The sequence below is a fragment of the Luteimonas sp. MC1828 genome, assembly GCF_016461615.1.
Taxonomy (GTDB): domain Bacteria; phylum Pseudomonadota; class Gammaproteobacteria; order Xanthomonadales; family Xanthomonadaceae; genus Luteimonas.
On the sequence record NZ_JAEMNY010000001.1, the window covers coordinates 529,032 to 546,086 of the forward strand.

General features: G+C 69.1%; 16 protein-coding genes. 7 read left to right on the forward strand and 9 right to left on the reverse strand.

Annotation, left to right across the window (positions count from 1 at the left end):
* Positions 1-20: 20 nt before the first annotated feature.
* Entirely contained in the window at positions 21-1,391 is a 1,371-nt protein-coding gene (gene purB, locus JHB91_RS02530; RefSeq protein WP_199471251.1) for an adenylosuccinate lyase, read from the reverse strand.
* A 137-nt stretch (positions 1,392-1,528) separates the two neighbouring features.
* On the opposite strand from purB, the gene JHB91_RS02535 reads away from it, so the two are divergent.
* Positions 1,529-2,923, forward strand: a complete 1,395-nt coding sequence (locus tag JHB91_RS02535; protein WP_199472628.1) for a class II fumarate hydratase — start codon at positions 1,529-1,531, stop codon at positions 2,921-2,923.
* 18 nt (positions 2,924-2,941) lie between these two features.
* On the opposite strand, the gene JHB91_RS02540 is transcribed toward JHB91_RS02535, so the two are convergent.
* From JHB91_RS02540 to JHB91_RS02555, 4 genes are read right to left on the reverse strand one after another with little or no spacing between them, the layout of a single operon-like run.
* Complete coding sequence (locus JHB91_RS02540) at positions 2,942-3,991, reverse strand: hypothetical protein (protein ID WP_233348004.1); 1,050 nt, start codon at positions 3,989-3,991, stop codon at positions 2,942-2,944.
* Positions 3,988-4,860 carry an ABC transporter ATP-binding protein gene (locus JHB91_RS02545; RefSeq protein WP_199372738.1) on the reverse strand — a complete coding sequence of 291 codons (873 nt, stop codon included), beginning with the start codon at positions 4,858-4,860 and terminating at the stop codon, positions 3,988-3,990. The genes JHB91_RS02540 and JHB91_RS02545 overlap by 4 nt, the downstream gene beginning before the upstream one ends.
* Positions 4,857-5,219 (reverse strand): GntR family transcriptional regulator, encoded by a 363-nt coding sequence (locus JHB91_RS02550; RefSeq protein ID WP_199372737.1) that lies wholly within the window; start codon positions 5,217-5,219, stop codon positions 4,857-4,859. Before JHB91_RS02550 ends, JHB91_RS02545 begins: the two co-directional genes overlap by 4 nt.
* 3 nt (positions 5,220-5,222) lie before the next feature.
* On the reverse strand, positions 5,223-5,504 hold the full coding sequence (locus JHB91_RS02555) for a hypothetical protein (protein WP_199471252.1): 282 nt from the start codon (positions 5,502-5,504) through the stop codon (positions 5,223-5,225).
* A gap of 207 nt (positions 5,505-5,711) precedes the next feature.
* Between JHB91_RS02555 and JHB91_RS02560 the strand changes: the two genes are divergently transcribed.
* The 5 genes from JHB91_RS02560 to JHB91_RS02580 are packed head-to-tail and all read left to right on the forward strand — an operon-like array spanning position 5,712 to position 9,795.
* Complete coding sequence (locus JHB91_RS02560) at positions 5,712-6,653, forward strand: FKBP-type peptidyl-prolyl cis-trans isomerase (RefSeq protein WP_199471253.1); 942 nt, start codon at positions 5,712-5,714, stop codon at positions 6,651-6,653.
* 58 nt (positions 6,654-6,711) lie between these two features.
* Positions 6,712-7,500, forward strand: coding sequence for an FKBP-type peptidyl-prolyl cis-trans isomerase (locus JHB91_RS02565; RefSeq protein ID WP_199471255.1), 789 nt, complete (start codon positions 6,712-6,714; stop codon positions 7,498-7,500).
* 6 nt (positions 7,501-7,506) lie between these two features.
* Positions 7,507-8,850, forward strand: a complete 1,344-nt coding sequence (locus tag JHB91_RS02570) for a UDP-glucose/GDP-mannose dehydrogenase family protein (protein WP_199471256.1) — start codon at positions 7,507-7,509, stop codon at positions 8,848-8,850.
* Between the two features lie 3 nt (positions 8,851-8,853).
* Positions 8,854-9,069 (forward strand): SlyX family protein, encoded by a 216-nt coding sequence (locus JHB91_RS02575; RefSeq protein WP_199372732.1) that lies wholly within the window; start codon positions 8,854-8,856, stop codon positions 9,067-9,069.
* A 6-nt stretch (positions 9,070-9,075) separates the two neighbouring features.
* Positions 9,076-9,795: a DUF2058 family protein gene (locus JHB91_RS02580; protein WP_199471257.1), complete on the forward strand. Its 720-nt coding sequence runs from the start codon at positions 9,076-9,078 to the stop codon at positions 9,793-9,795.
* 30 nt (positions 9,796-9,825) lie between these two features.
* Here JHB91_RS02580 and JHB91_RS02585 read toward each other — a convergent pair whose 3' ends face one another.
* From JHB91_RS02585 to JHB91_RS02600, 4 genes are read right to left on the reverse strand one after another with little or no spacing between them, the layout of a single operon-like run.
* Positions 9,826-10,983: an MFS transporter gene (locus tag JHB91_RS02585; protein ID WP_233398502.1), complete on the reverse strand. Its 1,158-nt coding sequence runs from the start codon at positions 10,981-10,983 to the stop codon at positions 9,826-9,828.
* A 10-nt stretch (positions 10,984-10,993) separates the two neighbouring features.
* On the reverse strand, positions 10,994-13,681 hold the full coding sequence (gene metH / locus JHB91_RS02590) for a methionine synthase (RefSeq protein WP_199471260.1): 2,688 nt from the start codon (positions 13,679-13,681) through the stop codon (positions 10,994-10,996).
* Positions 13,678-14,754 (reverse strand): homocysteine S-methyltransferase family protein, encoded by a 1,077-nt coding sequence (locus JHB91_RS02595; protein WP_199471262.1) that lies wholly within the window; start codon positions 14,752-14,754, stop codon positions 13,678-13,680. The genes metH and JHB91_RS02595 overlap by 4 nt, the downstream gene beginning before the upstream one ends.
* Entirely contained in the window at positions 14,751-15,680 is a 930-nt protein-coding gene (locus JHB91_RS02600) for a metalloregulator ArsR/SmtB family transcription factor (RefSeq protein WP_199372727.1), read from the reverse strand. The genes JHB91_RS02595 and JHB91_RS02600 overlap by 4 nt, the downstream gene beginning before the upstream one ends.
* Before the next feature lie 207 nt (positions 15,681-15,887).
* On the opposite strand from JHB91_RS02600, the gene JHB91_RS02605 reads away from it, so the two are divergent.
* Entirely contained in the window at positions 15,888-17,036 is a 1,149-nt protein-coding gene (locus tag JHB91_RS02605; RefSeq protein ID WP_199471263.1) for an acyl-CoA dehydrogenase family protein, read from the forward strand.
* Positions 17,037-17,055: the final 19 nt, after the last annotated feature.

A 17,055-nucleotide genomic window follows, 5' to 3' on the forward strand; every position in this document is an offset into this window, starting at 1 on the left:
GGCGGGGCGTGCGGTCGGGTTCAGACCGCGCGCGCCTGGTCGGCGGCAAGGCCGGTGTAGCTGCCCGGGGTCATGTCGAGCAGGCGGCGGCGGTCGTCTTCGGGCAGGTCGAGGCTGGCGATGAACGCGCGCATCGACGCGGCATTGATCCCCTGGCCGCGGGTCAGCTCCTTGAGTTGTTCGTAGGGGCTGGGAAGGCCATGGCGGCGCATGACCGTCTGCACGGCTTCGGCCAGCACTTCCCAGGCGCCATCGAGGTCGGCGGCGAGGCGCTCGGGATTGGCGCTGAGCTTGCCAAGGCCGCGGCCGAGGGCGTCGAATCCGACCAGTGCATGGCCGAACGCGGTGCCCAGCGCGCGCAGCACCGTGGAATCGGTGAGGTCGCGCTGCCAGCGGCTGACCGGCAGCTTGGCGGCGAAGTGCTCCAGCAGCGCCACGCTGATGCCGAAGTTGCCCTCGGCGTTCTCGAAATCGATCGGGTTGACCTTGTGCGGCATGGTCGAGCTGCCGACTTCCCCGGCCTTCACCGCCTGCTTGAAGTAGCCGAGCGAGATGTAGCCCCATACGTCCCGGCACAGGTCGATGCAGATGGTGGCGATGCGCTTCTGCGCGTCGGCGATCTCGGCGATGCAGTCGTGCGGCTCGATCTGCGTGGTGTACGGGTTGAAGTCCAGCCCCAGCGATTCCACGAAGCGGCGCGAGAACGCGGGCCAGTCGACGTCGGGGTAGGCCGCCACGTGCGCGTTGTAGTTGCCGACCGCGCCGTTGGCCTTGCCGCTCAGGGACACCGCCGCCAGCTGCGCCGCCTGGCGGTCGAGGCGCGCCACGACGTTCGCCAGTTCCTTGCCCACCGTGGTCGGTGACGCGGTCTGGCCGTGGGTGCGCGACAGCATCGGCAGGTCGGCGTGGGCGTGGGCCATGTCGCGCAGGGTGGCGGTGACCGCGGCCAGCGCCGGCAGCAGCACGTCGCTGCGGGCCTGGCGCAGCATCAGCGCGTAGGACAGGTTGTTGATGTCCTCGCTGGTGCAGGCGAAATGCACGAACTCGAGCGCCGGGCCCAGCGTGGCGTCGTCGCCGAGACGCTCCTTGATGAAGTATTCGACCGCCTTGACGTCGTGGTTGGTGGTGCGTTCGATGTCCTTGACCCGCGCGGCGTCGGTGACCGAGAACCCGTCGGCCAGCGCGCGCAGGCGCGCGGCCGCGGCGGCATCGAACGCAGGCAGCTCGGTGATGCCCGGCTCGGCGGCCAGCGCCAGCAGCCACTCCACTTCGACCCGCACGCGGGCGTGGATCAGACCGAACTCGGAGAAGATCGGACGCAGCGCGTCGACCTTGCCGGCATAGCGGCCGTCGAGCGGGGACAGGGCAAGCAGGGGGTCGAGGGCGGGCATGGCGGCTGCAAGCGGGCGAGGGCGCACATTCTACCCGCCGCGCCGCTCCGCGGCCCTGCAGCACGGCGTGTGCTGGACGCGGGCATCGCGAGGCGCGGCGTATGCTCGCGCGACCACACCGGCAGCGGGTCACCACCATGGCGCGACACGAGACCAGGACCGAGCACGACAGCATGGGCGAGCTGCAGGTGCCCGCCGACGCCCTGTGGGGCGCGCAGACGCAGCGCGCGGTCGACAATTTCCCGATCAGCGGACGGCCGATGCCGCGCGGCTTCATCCGCGCGCTCGGCCTGGTCAAGGGCGCCGCGGCGGAGGTGAATGCCGGCTTCGGCCTGCTGCCGAAGGGCATCGCCCGCGGTATCGCGCGCGCCGCGAAAGAGGTCGCCGCAGGCGCCCACGACGCGCATTTTCCGGTCGACATCTACCAGACCGGCTCCGGCACCTCGTCGAACATGAATGCCAACGAGGTGATCGCCACCCTGGCCGGGCGCGCGCTCGGACGCGCCGTGCACGCCAACGACCAGGTGAACCTCGGTCAGAGTTCCAATGACGTGATCCCGACCGCGCTGCGTGTGGCCGCGCAGCTGGCGGTGGTGGAGGACCTGCTGCCGGCGGTGGTGCACCTGCGGCGCACGATAGACCGGCGCGGCCGGGCGCTCGGCAAGGTCGTCAAGACCGGGCGCACGCACCTCATGGACGCCATGCCGCTGACCTTCGCGCAGGAATTCGGCGCCTGGTCGGCGCAGCTCGCGTCCGCGGAGGCGCGGCTGAAGGATTGCCTCGCACGCCTGCGCCGGCTGCCCATTGGCGGCACCGCGATCGGCACCGGCATCAACGCCGATCCGCGCTTCGGGCGCGAGATGGCCAAGGCCCTGTCGCAGGCGACGAAGACCAGGTTCGAGTCCGCCGCCGACAAGTTCGAGGGCATCGCGTCCCAGGACGACGCGGTGGAGCTGTCCGGCCAGCTCAACGCGCTGGCGGTGGCGCTGATGAAGATCGCCAACGACCTGCGCTGGATGAATGCCGGGCCGCTGGCCGGGCTTGGCGAGATCGAGCTGCCGGCGCTGCAGCCGGGCAGCTCGATCATGCCCGGCAAGGTCAACCCGGTGCTCGCCGAAGCGACGGTGATGGTCTGCGCGCAGGTGATGGGCCATCACGTCGCGATCTCGATTGCCGGGCAGACCGGCAACTTCCAGCTGAACGTCACCCTGCCGCTGGTGGCGAGCAACCTGCTGGAGTCGATCGGGCTGCTGGCCAACGTGTCGCGGCTGCTGGCGGATCGCAGCATCGCCGGGCTCAAGGTGCGTCGCGAAGTGGTCGATGCCGCCCTTGGCCGCAATCCCATCCTGGTGACCGCCCTCAACCCGGTGATCGGGTATGAAAAGGCCGCGGCCATCGCAAAACAGGCCTACCGCGAGGGCAGGCCCGTGCTTGAGGTGGCTGTGGAGGCCACCGGCTTGCCGGAAGCGCGCCTGCGCGCGCTGCTCGATCCGCTGGCCCTCACCCGTGGCGGCATCCACGGCAACGAATGAGGGCGTAGCGGCCGTCGATCAGCCGTCGTCGCGCCAGCGGCGCAGGCGGGTGGCGGCGTACAGCATCGCGATGCCGGCCGCGGCGCCGATCCACATCGAGGGTGACAGCAGGTTGGAATACACCTGGGGCACGCCGAGCAGCAGCGACATGCCGCCGGGGCCGTCGAGATCCGCGCCGTCCAGCCGGGCGATATCCATCGGCGTGAGCGGCACCACGCCCAGCAGCATGCGTGCCACCACGTGGCCCCAGAACCAGCTGGCGTCGGCGTTGAACAGGCGCATCACGCCGAACATGGAGACAAAGGTGCCGGACAGGACCGGGACCATCAGCGCCCACAGGAACGGCTTGCTGCGCGACCACACGGAGCACAGCATCAGCCAGCCGATGGTCGGCAGCGCCCACACCGCGTAGACCGGGATTGCCGCCAGCAGCTGGACCGCGATCAGGGCGGGACTGCCCGGGCCCCAGATCAGCTCCCAGGCGTTGCCGCCGTGGAACATCACCACCACGCTCAGCATGGCGAGGAAGGCGAGCATCGTGGCGATCGCGGCCAGCGTGGCCAGCAGCGGCGCCACCAGCGCCACGCTGACGACCTTCGACAGCACCGTCTCGCCATCCGACACCGGCAGCGACTTCCAGAACAGCACGCTGCGGTCCTTGCGCTCGTCGTACAGCGCGCCCAGGCAGTAGAAGAACATCACGAACGCCAGCACGATGAACGGCCAGCTGGACGACAGCAGCATGGTCACGTCGATGCCGTTGGCGAGCTGCAGCTTGTCCTGCGCGCTCAATTGCGATGTCAGGACGCCAAGGTCCAGGCCGTTGATCGACATCGAGGACCCGTCGTCGAGCATGATCCTTGCGTCGGACGAGGTCCGGTTCGCGGCGACGTGGGCGATGACGATGAACACCATCGTCAGCAGCAGCGAGATCGCGCCGGCGATGAACGGCGCCCAGAGGAACCCGCCCTTGTGCTCCCAGAACTCGCGGCGCAGCAGCAGGGCGAAACGATGGGTGCGATGGGCCGGGGTGCGCGCCACCGGCAGGGTGTCGGCGTGGGCGTTCATGCGTAGGTTCCTTTCATGGTGGCCACGAACAGGTCGGCCAGGCCGGGGGTGCGGGTCTCGCCAAAGGCGGTGAGCGAAGCGCGCGGGACGCCGTCGAAGAGCATCACCGTCTTGCCGAAGGGCAGGGCGCGCTCCTCGATGGGGGCGACGGCGCGCGCGGCGTCAAGCTGCCCGGCATCCACCAGCACCTCGGTGAAGCGCTCGGCGAGCGCGTCCATCGGCGCGTCCACGACGATCCGGCCGTCGCGGATGAACAGCACGTCGGTGAGGATGTGCTCGATCTCCTCCACCTGGTGGGTGGTGACGATGATGGTCTTCTCCTCGTCGAAGTAGTCCTCCAGCAGGCGCTGGTAGAACTCCTTGCGGTAGAGGATGTCGAGGCCGAGCGTGGGCTCGTCGAGCACCAGCAGGCGCGCGTCGATCGCCATCACCAGGGCCAAGTGCAGCTGCACGATCATGCCCTTGGACATCTCGCGCACCCGCATCTTCGGGTCGAGCTTGGTGTTGGCCAGGAAGCGCTCGCAGCGGGCGCGGTCGAAGCGCGGGTGCACGCCCTCGACGAAGGCGATGGCCTCGCGCACGCGCATCCAGCGCGGCAGCACGGCGACGTCGGCGATGAAGCAGACGTCGTTCATGAGCGCGTCGCGGTCGTGGCGCGGGTCACGCCCGAGGACCTTGAGGTCGCCCTCGAACCCGACCAGGCCGAGCATCGCCTTGAGGGCGGTGGTCTTGCCGGCGCCGTTGGGACCGATCAGGCCGACGATGCGGCCGGGGGCGACGCTGAAGCTGGTGCCGTCCAGCGCCGGCTTGCCGCGGTAGGACTTGCGCAGGCCGCGGGCTTCGATGACAGGTGTGTCGACGGCATTCATGCGTTGTCTCCCTGGGGCAGCAGGTCGCTGGCGGCGAGGCCGAGGCGCTGGATCCGCTCCAGGACCAGCGGCCACTCTTCCGTGAGGAAGCGTTCGCGTTCGTTTTTCAGCAGCTTCTTTGACGCTTCTTCGGTGACGTACATGCCAAGTCCCCTGCGTTTTTCGACAAGCGCTTCGTCGGCGAGCTCCTGGTAGGCGCGCGAGACCGTGATCGGGTTGAGCTGGTATTCGGCGGCGACCTGGCGCACCGAAGGCAGCGCGTCGCCGGGCTTGAGCAGGCCGTCGAGCATCATGGCGATGACCTTTTCCTTCAGCTGGCGGTAGATGGGAGCGCCGTCGCTCCATTGGATGGCGGTCATGGTTCAGCTCCTGCCGCGGCGCGTGTTCTGCGCGAACGAAAAGTAGGGCAGCGCGAACTTGCGATGACCGGAGGCGCGCCGGCGCGGCGCTTCGTGTCGCAGGCCCGGCAGCAGGGCGTCGGCGCCGGTATCGGCACCTTCCGTCCAGTGGGCGGCATCGGCGAGCTTTGCGGACGCGGAGCGATGGGGGTCGACGGGTTGCGGATTGCCCGCCAGCAGGCCGACGACCAGCAACAGGCCGGAGGTGGACAGGGCGATCAGGGTGTCGCGGAGCTTGCGGTTCATGGCGAACGTCCTGCTCTGGGTAGTCGGTGTTGTATGTAACTATAACACCAGGTCACGTGCCGTCAAGCACCGCCGAAGCCCCGGCCCCCCAACTGACGACAGGGGTCCGTCCGCGGCATCCGGGAGATTGCCCGGGCGGCCCCGGGCCGTGACAATGGGGGCTTCGTGTCGCGCGTTGCGCGCCAAAGTCCCCAGGAGTTTCCCCGGATGAATTCCATGCTGCGCGGCCTGGCTGCGCTGTCCATTGCCGCGGTGCTGTCACAGGCACCCGCACACGCCCAGGAGAAGACCGTGCCGTCGAACGAGCGCGAGAAGAACAGCTATCTGATCGGCATGGACGTCGGTCGCTCGATCGAACAGGTCGGCCCCGATCTCGACCGCGCCGCGTTCCGCCGCGCCATCGACAACGCGTTCGCCGGCGGCAAGCCGCTGGTGACCGAAGCCGAGGCCGCCGAAATCGGCCCGGCGCTGATGCAGCGCGTCGCCGTGCGCAGCGGCCAGCCGATGCAGGGCGTCGCCCCGGGCACGGAGCCGCCCAAGGTGGCCAAGGACAAGGTGGGCCTGCTGGTCGGCGCCGACGTCGGCCGCTCGCTGGCGCCGATCAAGGACGAGGTCGACCTCGCCATGTTCGAACAGGGCCTGGCGGTCATGCTCGACGGCGGCACGCCGGTGATTCCCGAGGCCGAACAGGCATCGCTGCGCGAAGCCTTCGGCAAGCGCATGCAGGAACGCATGCGCCTGGAATCCGAGGCCGCGGCGCAGAAGGGCGCCGCCGAGGGCGCGGCGTTCCTCGCCACCAACAAGGCCGTCAAGGGCGTGGTGAGCACCGCATCGGGGCTGCAGTACATGGTGCTGCGCCAGGGCTCGGGCCAGCGGCCGATGGCCGACTCGCGGGTGCGCGTGCATTACCAGGGCACGCTGCTCGACGGCACCGTGTTCGACAGCTCCTACAAGCGCAACGATCCGGCCACCTTCGGCCTCAACCAGGTCATCGCCGGCTGGACCGAGGGTCTGCAGCTGATGCCGGTGGGTGCCAAGTACCGCTTCTGGATTCCGGCCGAGCTCGCCTACGGCCGCAACGGCTCGCCTGGCGCGATTCCGCCGAATTCCGCGCTGGTGTTCGACGTCGAGCTGCTGCAGGTACTCTGAGCGACCGCGTCGCCAGACCCATTTCCCGCATCCCCCGAATTCTCCGAGGAAACATCGAATGAACCACGCCGTACGCGTCGCCGCGACCAGCCTGCTGGCCGCTTCGCTCCTGGTCGCACTGGGTGCCTGCAAGAAGATCGACAAGGACGCGGCCGCCACTGCCGGCGCCACCGCCGCCGCCGATGCCGCGCCGGCCGCGCTCGACATCAAGGGGCTGAAGACCGAGAAGCAGCAGGCCGGCTATGCGATCGGCCTGCAGGTTGGCGCGTCGCTCGAGGAGATCAAGGACGAGATCGATTTCGATTCCATGGTCAAGGCCATGCGCAGCAAGGTCGACGGCACGGATCCGCTGATGACGGAAGAGCAGGCGCGTACCGTGTTCGAGGCCTTCGGCCAGCGCATGCAGGCGAAGATGGTGGCCGAGGCGGCCAAGAAGGCCACCACCAACCTGGCCGAGGGCGAGGCGTTCCTGGCCGGCAATGCCAAGGTCGAGGGCGTGCAGGTCACGGCGTCGGGCCTGCAGTACCAGGTGCTGCAGCCGGGCACGGGCGCGAAGCCGGGTCCCGAAGACCGCGTGAGCGTGCATTACAAGGGCGCGCTGCTCGATGGCACCACTTTCGACAGCTCCTACGATCGCGGCGAGCCGGCGACGTTCCAGCTGTCGCAGGTCGTCCCCGGCTGGCAGGAAGGCCTGCAGCTGATGCAGGTGGGCAGCAAGTACAAGCTGTGGATCCCGGCATCGCTGGGCTACGGCGAAGCCGGCACCCCCGGCGGCCCGATCGCCCCGAACAGCACCCTGGTGTTCGAGGTCGAGCTGCTCGAGATCCTCGGCGCCCCGGCGGAGTAAGCCGGCGTGCGCGTCAGCATCTTCGGTACCGGCTATGTCGGCCTGGTCACGGGTACCTGTCTTGCCGAGGTGGGCCACGACGTGGTGTGCGTGGATGTCGACGCCGGCAAGGTCGAGCGCCTGGAGCGGGGTGTCATCCCGATCTACGAGCCCGGCCTGGAGCCGCTGGTGCGGTCCAACCACGCGTCGGGCCGGCTGCGCTTCACCACCGATGCCGAACTCGCGGTCGCGCATGGCGAGGTGGTGTTGATCGCGGTCGGCACGCCGCCGGACGAGGACGGCAGCGCCGACCTGCAGTACGTGCTGGCCGTGGCGCGGACCATCGGCCAGTACCTGGAACGCCCGGCCGTGGTGGTCGGCAAGTCGACGGTGCCGGTGGGCACCGCCGACCGCGTCCGTGAAACGATCGCCGCGGCGCTCGCCGCGCGCGGCGCCGACATCGCGTTCGACGTGGTCTCCAATCCCGAGTTCCTGAAGGAGGGCGCCGCGGTCGAGGACTGCATGCGTCCCGACCGCATCGTCCTGGGCGTCGACAACCCGGCCGCGGCAAAGACGCTCAAGCGCCTCTATGCGCCGTTCAACCGCAACCGCGACCGCTTCGTGGTCATGGACGTGCGCTCGGCCGAGCTGACCAAGTACGCCGCGAACGCGATGCTGGCGACCAAGATCAGCTTCATGAACGAGATCGCCAACATCGCCGAGAAGGTCGGTGCCGACGTCGAAATGGTGCGCAAGGGCATCGGCTCGGATCCGCGCATCGGCTGGCACTTCATCTATCCCGGCGCCGGTTACGGCGGCTCCTGCTTCCCCAAGGACGTGCAGGCACTGGCGCGCACCGCGCAGCAGCACGGCCATGCGCCGCTGCTGCTGGACGCCGTGGAAGCGGTCAACGAGCGCCAGAAGGGCCACCTGCACGAACTCGTCCAGCGCCACTACGGCGCAGGCGGCATCGCCGGCAAGACGTTTGCGGTGTGGGGGCTGGCGTTCAAGCCCGACACCGACGACATGCGCGAGGCCTCGAGCCGGCGCCTGCTGGCGCAGCTCTGGGCGTCGGGAGCGCGCGTGCGCGCCTACGACCCGGAGGCCAGCGACGAGGCGCGGCGGATCTTCGGCGAGCGCGAGGACCTGGTGCTGTGCGCATCGGCCGGTGAGGCGCTCGAAGGTGCCGATGCGCTGGTCGTGGTCACCGAGTGGAAGCAGTTCCGCGGTGCCGATTTCGACACCCTGCACGCGCAGCTCGCCGACCGCGTGCTGTTCGACGGCCGCAACCTCTACCAGCCCGATGCCGTCGAAGATGCCGGCATCGCCTACTACGGCATCGGTCGCGGCCGTTCGCTGCGCGTGGGCTGAGACGTGTCGCACGATCTTGAAGCGCGTGTGGTGGAGCTGGAGACGCGCGTGGCGTTCCAGGAGCACGCGTTGAACGAACTCAACGACGCGCTCTCCGCGGCGCGCATCGAACTGTCACGTACCAGCGAGACGCTGCGCGGGGCGCTGGAAGAGCTGCGGGCCTCGCGCCCCGGTTCCGGCGGCGATCCCGGCATCGAGCCGCCTCCACCGCATTACTGAGCCAGCATGACCGATTCCCTGCGAGACCAGCTGCTGGGCCTGGGCTTCAAGCCCGCGCCCGAACCCGTCCGTCCGAAGCACACCGGCCCGCGCAGCGAACGCCCGGGCGCGGGAGCGCAGCCGCGTGGCGGCAAGCCCGCTGCGGGAGGCCGTCCAGGCGATGCGGGCCGGGGCGAGCGTCGCGGCCAGCCGGGCGCGCGGAACGAGGCCCGGCCCGGCCAGCAGCCGCGTTCGGGGCGACCGCCGGGTGCCAGGCCAGGCCAGAACGACGCCGCGAAACGGCGTGGCAACCGCGCCCAGGGCGACATCGACCTGGCCAAGGCCTATGCCATCCGCGCGCAGCGCGAGAAGGACGAACGCATCGAGGCCGAGCGCCAGAAGCAGGAAGCCGCACGCCTGCGCCGCGAGGCGCTGGCGAAGCTTGCAGCCATGCTCGAGGGCAAGGCGCTGAATGCCGCCGACGCCGACCACGTCCGCCATTTCGACTACGGCGGCAAGATCAAGCGCGTCCACGTTACCGCGGAACAGCTGCGGGCGCTCAATGCCGGCGAGCTCGGCGTGCTGCAGCTCAACGGCCGCTACGTGCTGGTCGACATCGCGGTAATGGCCGAAGCGGAAGCGATCTACCCGGCCGCGGTCGCGCTCAAGGTCGACCCGGCTGCGCCGGCGGGCGACGATCCCTATGCCGACCCGCGCTACCAGGTGCCCGACGACCTGGTCTGGTAACCGGCGCGCCGCGCAGCGGCGCCTTCGCGGTCAGCGCCTTGCATCGCGGCGCGGCACCAGCCACCACCAGGCGATGACCGTGCCCGCCAGCGCGAACCCGCCGGCGGCGAGGAACGCCACGCGGCCGTCGCCGAAGCGCCACAGCTGGCCGGCGATGAGCGCGCCGAGCACGCCGCCGAGTCCCGACGAGAAGCCGTAGAACAGCCCCTGGGCATGGCCGTTGAGCTTGCCCGGGAAGAAACGCGCCAGCAGCTGCATCGCCGCGGCGAAGAACGCCGCGAAGCTCAACGCGTGCGTGGCCTGTGCGACCAGCATCACCGCCATGTCGCCGGGCCAGAGTGCGGTGGCCCACCAGCGCAGCACCGCGCTGGCCATCGACAGCAGCAGCAGCCAGCTCGCGTCCCAGCGCCGGAAAAACCCGGCAATGGAGAAGAACACCGCGACCTCGAACACCACGCCGACCGTCCACAGCAGCCCCAGCGTCGAGGTCGCGTAGCCGTTGGCGTCCATGTAGACCGAGAAGAACGTGTAGTAGGGGCCGAACGACAGCTGTTCGAGGAATGCAGCGGCGAAGAACGCCAGCACCTGCGGCTGGCGCACGATGCGCCAGAATCCGCTGCCGGCCTCGCTGTGCACGTGGACGAGGTGCGGCTGGCGGTTGGCAAAGGCGCTGGCGGCCATCAGCGCGAACAGCGGCAGCATCAACCAGGGCAGATTCCCGGCGCCGTGGCGTTCGATCAGCCAGCCGAAGCTGGCGGTCACCAGGATGAAGCCGATCGAGCCCCAGACCCGGATCGTGCCGTAGCGATGGCTGTCATCACCCAGGTGGCCGAGGGTGATCGCCTCGAACTGCGGCATCACTGCGTTATAGAAGAAGCAGAACGCCACCATCACCACGAACATCGCCCAGGCGGGCTGCCCAGGCAGGAAGCAGGCAAACGCCAGCACCGTCAGCACGCAGCCGGCGCGCAGCCAGCGGATCGGGCGCGGCGACGCGGCGGCGAGCGTGGCCCAGGTGCTGGGCGCGACCACGCGGGTGGCGTACCACAGGCTCATCATCACGCTGATCGCGGTGATGCCCATGCCGCGCGACTGCAGGTACAGGCTCCAGTACGGGGTGAACGCGCCGAGGGCTGCGTAATAGAAAAAATAGAAGCTCGACAGCCTCGCGATCGGCAATCCGTTCAAGCGTGCGGCTTCACTCGGGGTCGTAGTCGAGGTTCGACGCCAGCCAACGTTCGGCCTGCGCCAGCGGCACGCCCTTGCGCCGGGCATAGTCCGCCACCTGCTCCTTGGTCAACCGGCCGACCACGAAATACTGGCTGTCGGGATGGCTGAAGTAGTAGCCGGACACCGCCGCGGTCGGCAGCATCGCGAAGCCGTCGGTCAGCTCCATGCCTGCGTTGGCGTTGGCATCCAGCAGGCGGAACAGCGCCACTTTCTCGCTGTGGTCGGGGCAGGCCGGATAGCCCGGCGCAGGGCGCACGCCGCGGTAGCGCTCGGCGATCAACGCGTCGTTGTCCAGCGCCTCGTCGGCGGCGTAGCCCCAGTGTTCCGTGCGCACGCGGCGATGCAGGTGCTCGGCCAACGCTTCGGCCAGGCGGTCGGCGAGCGACTTCAGCAGGATGCTGCGGTAGTCGTCATGTCCGGCGGCGAAGCGTTCCAGGTGCGGTTCGATGCCGATGCCGGCGGTGACGGCGAACATGCCCATCCAGTCCTGCACGCCGCTGTGCTTGGGCGCGATGAAGTCGGCGAGGCAGAAGTCCGGGCGTTCGACCGGCTTGTCGACCTGCTGGCGGAGGAAATGCAGCATGGTGGTCTCGCCGGGCGCCACCTGCAGCTCGACGTCGTCGCCGATGCTGCTTGCCGGCCACAGGCCGAACACCGCCTTCGCGGTCAACCACTTCTCGCGGATGATCGTGTCGAGCATCTCGCGGGCATCGCGGTACAGCTCACTCGCGGCTTCGCCCACGACCTCGTCGGTGAGGATGGCCGGGTAGCGTCCGGCCAGCTCCCAGGCCTGGAAGAACGGCGTCCAGTCGATGATGTCGACCAGTTCCGCGAGCGGGTAGTCGTCGAGTACGGTCAGGCCGGGCCTGGCCGGCGCCGGCGGCACGTAGCTGTCCCAGCCGCCGTCGAAGCGCTGCGCGCGCGCCTTGTCCAGCGACACCAGGCGCTTGGCGTCGCCGCGGTTGCGGTGGCGCTCGCGGATCTCGGCGTAGTCGGCCTCGTTGGCGGCGACGAACGCCTGCCGCAGCTCGCCGGAGATCAGCGACTGCGCCACGCCCACCGCGCGCGAGGCGTCCTTCACCCAGATCGTCGGCGACTTGTAGAACGGGTCGATCTTCAGCGCGGTATGCGCGCGCGAGGTGGTGGCGCCGCCGATCATCAGCGGGATGGTCATGCCCTGGCGCTGCATTTCGCGCGCCACGTGGCCCATCTCCTCGAGCGACGGCGTGATCAGGCCGGAAACGCCGATCAGGTCGGCGTTCTCCGCGATCGCGGTGTCGAGGATCTTCTGCGCCGGCACCATCACGCCAAGGTCGATGACCTCGAAGTTGTTGCAGGCCAGCACCACGCCGACGATGTTCTTGCCGATGTCGTGCACGTCGCCCTTGACCGTGGCCATCACGATCTTGCCGTTGTTCTTGCCGGTATCGCCGGTGCGCAGCTTCTCGGCTTCGATGAACGGCAGCAGGTAGGCGACGGCCTTCTTCATTACCCGCGCCGACTTGACCACCTGCGGCAGGAACATCTTGCCGGCGCCGAACAGGTCGCCGACCACGTTCATGCCGTCCATGAGCGGGCCTTCGATCACGTCCAGCGGACGCGTGGACAGCAGGCGCGCTTCCTCGGTGTCGATCTCGACGTACTGGTCGATGCCGTGCACCAGCGCGTGGCTGAGGCGCGCGCGCACGTCCTTGCCGCGCCAGGCGAGGTCCTGCGCCTTGCTCTGGCCCTTGCTGCCCTTGTAGCGCTCGGCCAGCGCCAGCAGGCGTTCGGTGGAATCGGGGCGGCGGTTGAGGATCACGTCCTCGACGTGCTCGCGCAGCTCGGGGTCGAGGTCGTCGTAGATCGGCAGCGCGCCGGCGTTGACGATGCCCATGTCCATGCCGGCAGCGATCGCGTGGTACAGGAACGCGCTGTGGATGGCCTGGCGCACGGTTTCGTTGCCGCGGAACGAGAACGAGACGTTGGACACGCCGCCCGACACGTGGCAGTGGGGCAGCGTCGCCTTGATGATCCGCGTCGCCTCGATGAAGTCGACCGCGTAGTTGTCGTGCTCCTCGAGACCCGTGGCGATGGCGAAGATGTTGGGGTCGAAGATGATGTCCTCGGGCGGAAACCCGACCTCGTCCACCAGGATCCGGTAGGCGCGCGTGCAGATCGCGACCTTGCGCGCGCAGGTATCGGCCTGTCCATCCTCGTCGAAGGCCATGACCACGGCGGCGGCGCCATAGCGCAGCACTTTGCGGGCGTGGTCAATGAACGCCTGCTCACCCTCTTTGAGCGAGATCGAGTTCACCACGCCCTTGCCCTGCAGGCACTTGAGCCCGGCCTCGATCACCTCCCACTTCGAGGAGTCGACCATCACCGGGATGCGCGCGATGTCGGGCTCGGACGCGATCAGGGTGAGGAAGCGCGTCATGGCCTTGGCCGAGTCGATCAGGCCCTCGTCCATGTTGACGTCGAGGATCTGCGCGCCGCTGGCGACCTGCTGGCGGGCGACCTCCACGGCCTCCTCGTAGCGGTCGTCCTTGATGAGCTTCTTGAACTGCGCGCTGCCGGTGACGTTGGTGCGCTCGCCGACGTTGACGAACAACAGTTCGGGCGTGATCACCAGCGGCTCGAGGCCGGACAGTCGCGTGTAGCGGGGCGTGTTCATGCCGCCTGCTCCTGCAACGCGGGGATGCGGCGCGGTGGCAATCCGGCCACGGCGTCGGCGATCGCGCGGATGTGCGCCGGCGTGGTGCCGCAGCAGCCGCCGACCAGATTGAGCAGCCCGGCGCCGGCGAATTCCGCCAGCATCGCCGCGGTCTCTTCGGGTGTCTCGTCGTATTCGGCGAATGCATTCGGCAGGCCGGCGTTGGGGTGCGCGCTGACCAGGCAGTCGGCGACGGTGGCCAGCGTCTCGATGTGCGGACGCAGTTCCTTCGCACCGAGCGCGCAGTTCAGGCCGATCGACAGCGGCCGCGCGTGCGCGACCGAGATGTGGAAGGCCTCGGCGGTCTGCCCGGACAGCGTGCGTCCGGATGCGTCGGTGATGGTCCCGGAGATCATCACCGGCAGGCGTGCGCCGCGGGCGTCGAACGCTTCCTCGATCGCGTACAGCGCGGCCTTGGCGTTGAGCGTGTCGAAGATGGTCTCGACCATCAGCGCGTCCGCGCCGCCATCGATCAGGCCGTCGATCGCGTCGCGGTAGGTCTCGCGCAGGCCGTCGAAGCTGGTGTTGCGGAACCCGGGGTCGTTGACGTCGGGGCTGATCGACGCGGTGCGGCTGGTCGGCCCGAGCACGCCGATGACGAAACGCGGCTTGTCGGGCGTTGCCGCCTCGGCCGCGTCGCAGCATGCGCGGGCCAGGCGCGCGCCCTCTCGGTTCAACTCGTGCACGAGGTGCTGCAGGTGGTAGTCGGCCTGGCTGACCGCGGTGGCGTTGAAGGTGTTGGTCTCGACCATGTCGGCGCCAGCATCTAGGTACGCCTGGTGCACGCCGGCGACGATGTCGGGGCGGGTCAGCGTGAGCAGGTCGTTGTTGCCTTTCAGGTCGTGGCTGGCGCCGTCGCCGGGATGCAGGCTGTCGAACCCGCCGGCGAAGCGCTCGCCGCGGTAGTCGGCCTCCTCCAGGCGATGGCGCTGGATCATGGTGCCCATCGCGCCGTCGATGACCAGGATGCGCTTGGCGAGCGCGGACTCGAGCAGCGCGACGCGTTCGGGGTGGAGCCAGGGGAGGGTGTTCATGGCTTGCCTGCGATGAGCGAGATGACTTCGAAATGCGGCGGGCGCTTTTCGCGGGTGACCGTTTCGCAGGACTGCAGCGACAGGCCGGCCTTGTCGACGAAGCGCTTCAGCTCCTTGTCGGTGAAGCCGAGGTTGACGTGGCCGAAGGCGTCGACCGCGCCGCGGTGCTCATGGCGCGCGAGACTGGTCAGCAGCAGCCGCCCGCCCTTGCGCAGCACGCGCGCGGATTCCGCGACCGCCGCCGCCGGCTTGCCGGCATAGGTGAGGGCATGCATCAGCACCACCAGGTCGAAGCTGCCGTCATCGAACGGCAGCGCGTGCATGTCGGCCTCGCTCACCTCCACGTTGCGGTAGCGGCGCAGGCGCTCGCGCGCCGCGGCGACCACCCGCGGGCTGGCGTCGATGCACACGTAGCGCTTGGCGTGCGGCGCCAGCAACTCGGCAAGCACGCCGTCACCGGAGGCGATGTCGAGCACGTCGCCGGTCTCGAGCAGGGGCAGTGCCGCGCGGGCCATCGCTTCCCAGGTGCGGCCCGGCGAGTAGTGGCGCTCCATGTCGCCGGCCACCGAATCCGCCCAGTTCTGGTCGGCGGCACGCATCGCCAGTACGCCAGCCACGCGCTCTGCGTCCTGGCGCAGCAGCGGGTCGTCGCTGCCGTCGCGCAGCGTGCCCCAGAGCGCGCGCTGCGCGGGATCCAGGCGCTCCTCGTCGAAGCGGTAATAGGCGGACACGCCGGCGCGCCGGTCGCGCACCAGTCCGGCTTCCTTGAGGCGGGCGAGGTGGGTGGACACGCGCGGCTGCGCCAGCTGGGTGATCGCGGACAATTCGGCCACGGTCATCTCGTCGCCATCGAGCAGGGCCAGCAGCCGCACCCGGGTGGGGTCGGCGAGCACTTTCAGGTGGCTCGACCAGGCTTCCAGATCCACGGTATCTCCCCATCGCGATATAGCGATGCATTGTCTGCGGCGCCGCGCACAGGGTCAAGTTGAGGGCGCGTGGATACGGGGCGTGGCAGCGGGATGTCAACGTGAGCTGCTCGCGCGCGCGAGTTCGATGGCCGCGGCTGGACGGGCTGGCTAGAATGCGCTCCGGAGCGACCGCTGCATTCGCGCGGCGCATAGCAGGAGCGAAGCGTGGATTTCAGCCTTACCGAAGAGCAGTTGATGATCCAGGACGTGGCCCGGCGCATCGCGAAGGAAAAGATCGCGCCGAGTGCAGAGGGCTTCGACCACAGCGGCGAGTTCCCGCTCGACAACATGCGCCTGCTCGGCGAGAACGGCCTGATGGGCATCGAGGTGCCGGGCGAGTACGGCGGCGCGGGCATGGACCCGGTGGCCTACGTGCTGGCGATGGTCGAGATCGCCGCGGCCGATGCCGCGCACTCCACCATCATGTCGGTCAACAACTCACTGTTCTGCAACGGCATCCTGACCCACGGTACCGAAGCGCAGAAGCAGCTGTACGTGCGGGCGATCGCCGAGGGCCGCGAGATCGGCGCGTTCGCGCTCACCGAGCCGCAGTCGGGCTCCGACGCCACGGCGATGCGCTGCCGCGCCGTGAAGCAGGCCGACGGCAGCTACGTGATCAACGGCAAGAAGAGCTGGATCACGTCCGGCCCGGTGGCCAAGTACTTCGTGCTGTTCGCCATGACCGACCCTGACAAGGGCGCGCGCGGCATCACCGCGTTCATGGTCGACGGCGACCGCGCCGGTTTCCATCGCGGCAAGACCGAGCCCAAGCTCGGCATCCGCGCCTCGGCCACCTGCGAGATCGAGTTCCAGGACTACGTGGCGGGCGCCGACGACGTGCTCGGCGAGGAAGGCCACGGATTCAAGATCGCCATGGGGGTGCTCGACGCCGGCCGCATCGGCATCGCCTCGCAGGCGATCGGCATCGGGCGTGCCGCCTACGAGGCGACGCTGGAATACGTGAAGGAGCGCAAGGCGTTCGGCCAGCCCATCGGCGCGTTCCAGATGACCCAGGCCAAGATCGCCGACATGAAGTGCAAGCTCGACGCGTCGCTGCTGCTCACGCTGCGCGCGGCTTGGCTGAAGGGCCAGGGCAAGCGCTTCACCACCGAGGCCGCGGTGGCCAAGCTCACCGCCTCCGAGGCTGCGATGTGGATCGCCCATCAGGCCGTGCAGATCCACGGTGGCATGGGGTATTCCAAGGAGATGCCGCTCGAGCGCTATTTCCGCGATGCAAAGATCACTGAAATCTACGAGGGCACCAGCGAGATCCAGCGGCTGGTGATCGCAAGGCAAGAAACCGGGCTGCGCTGACACCACGTCGCGCCGCCGA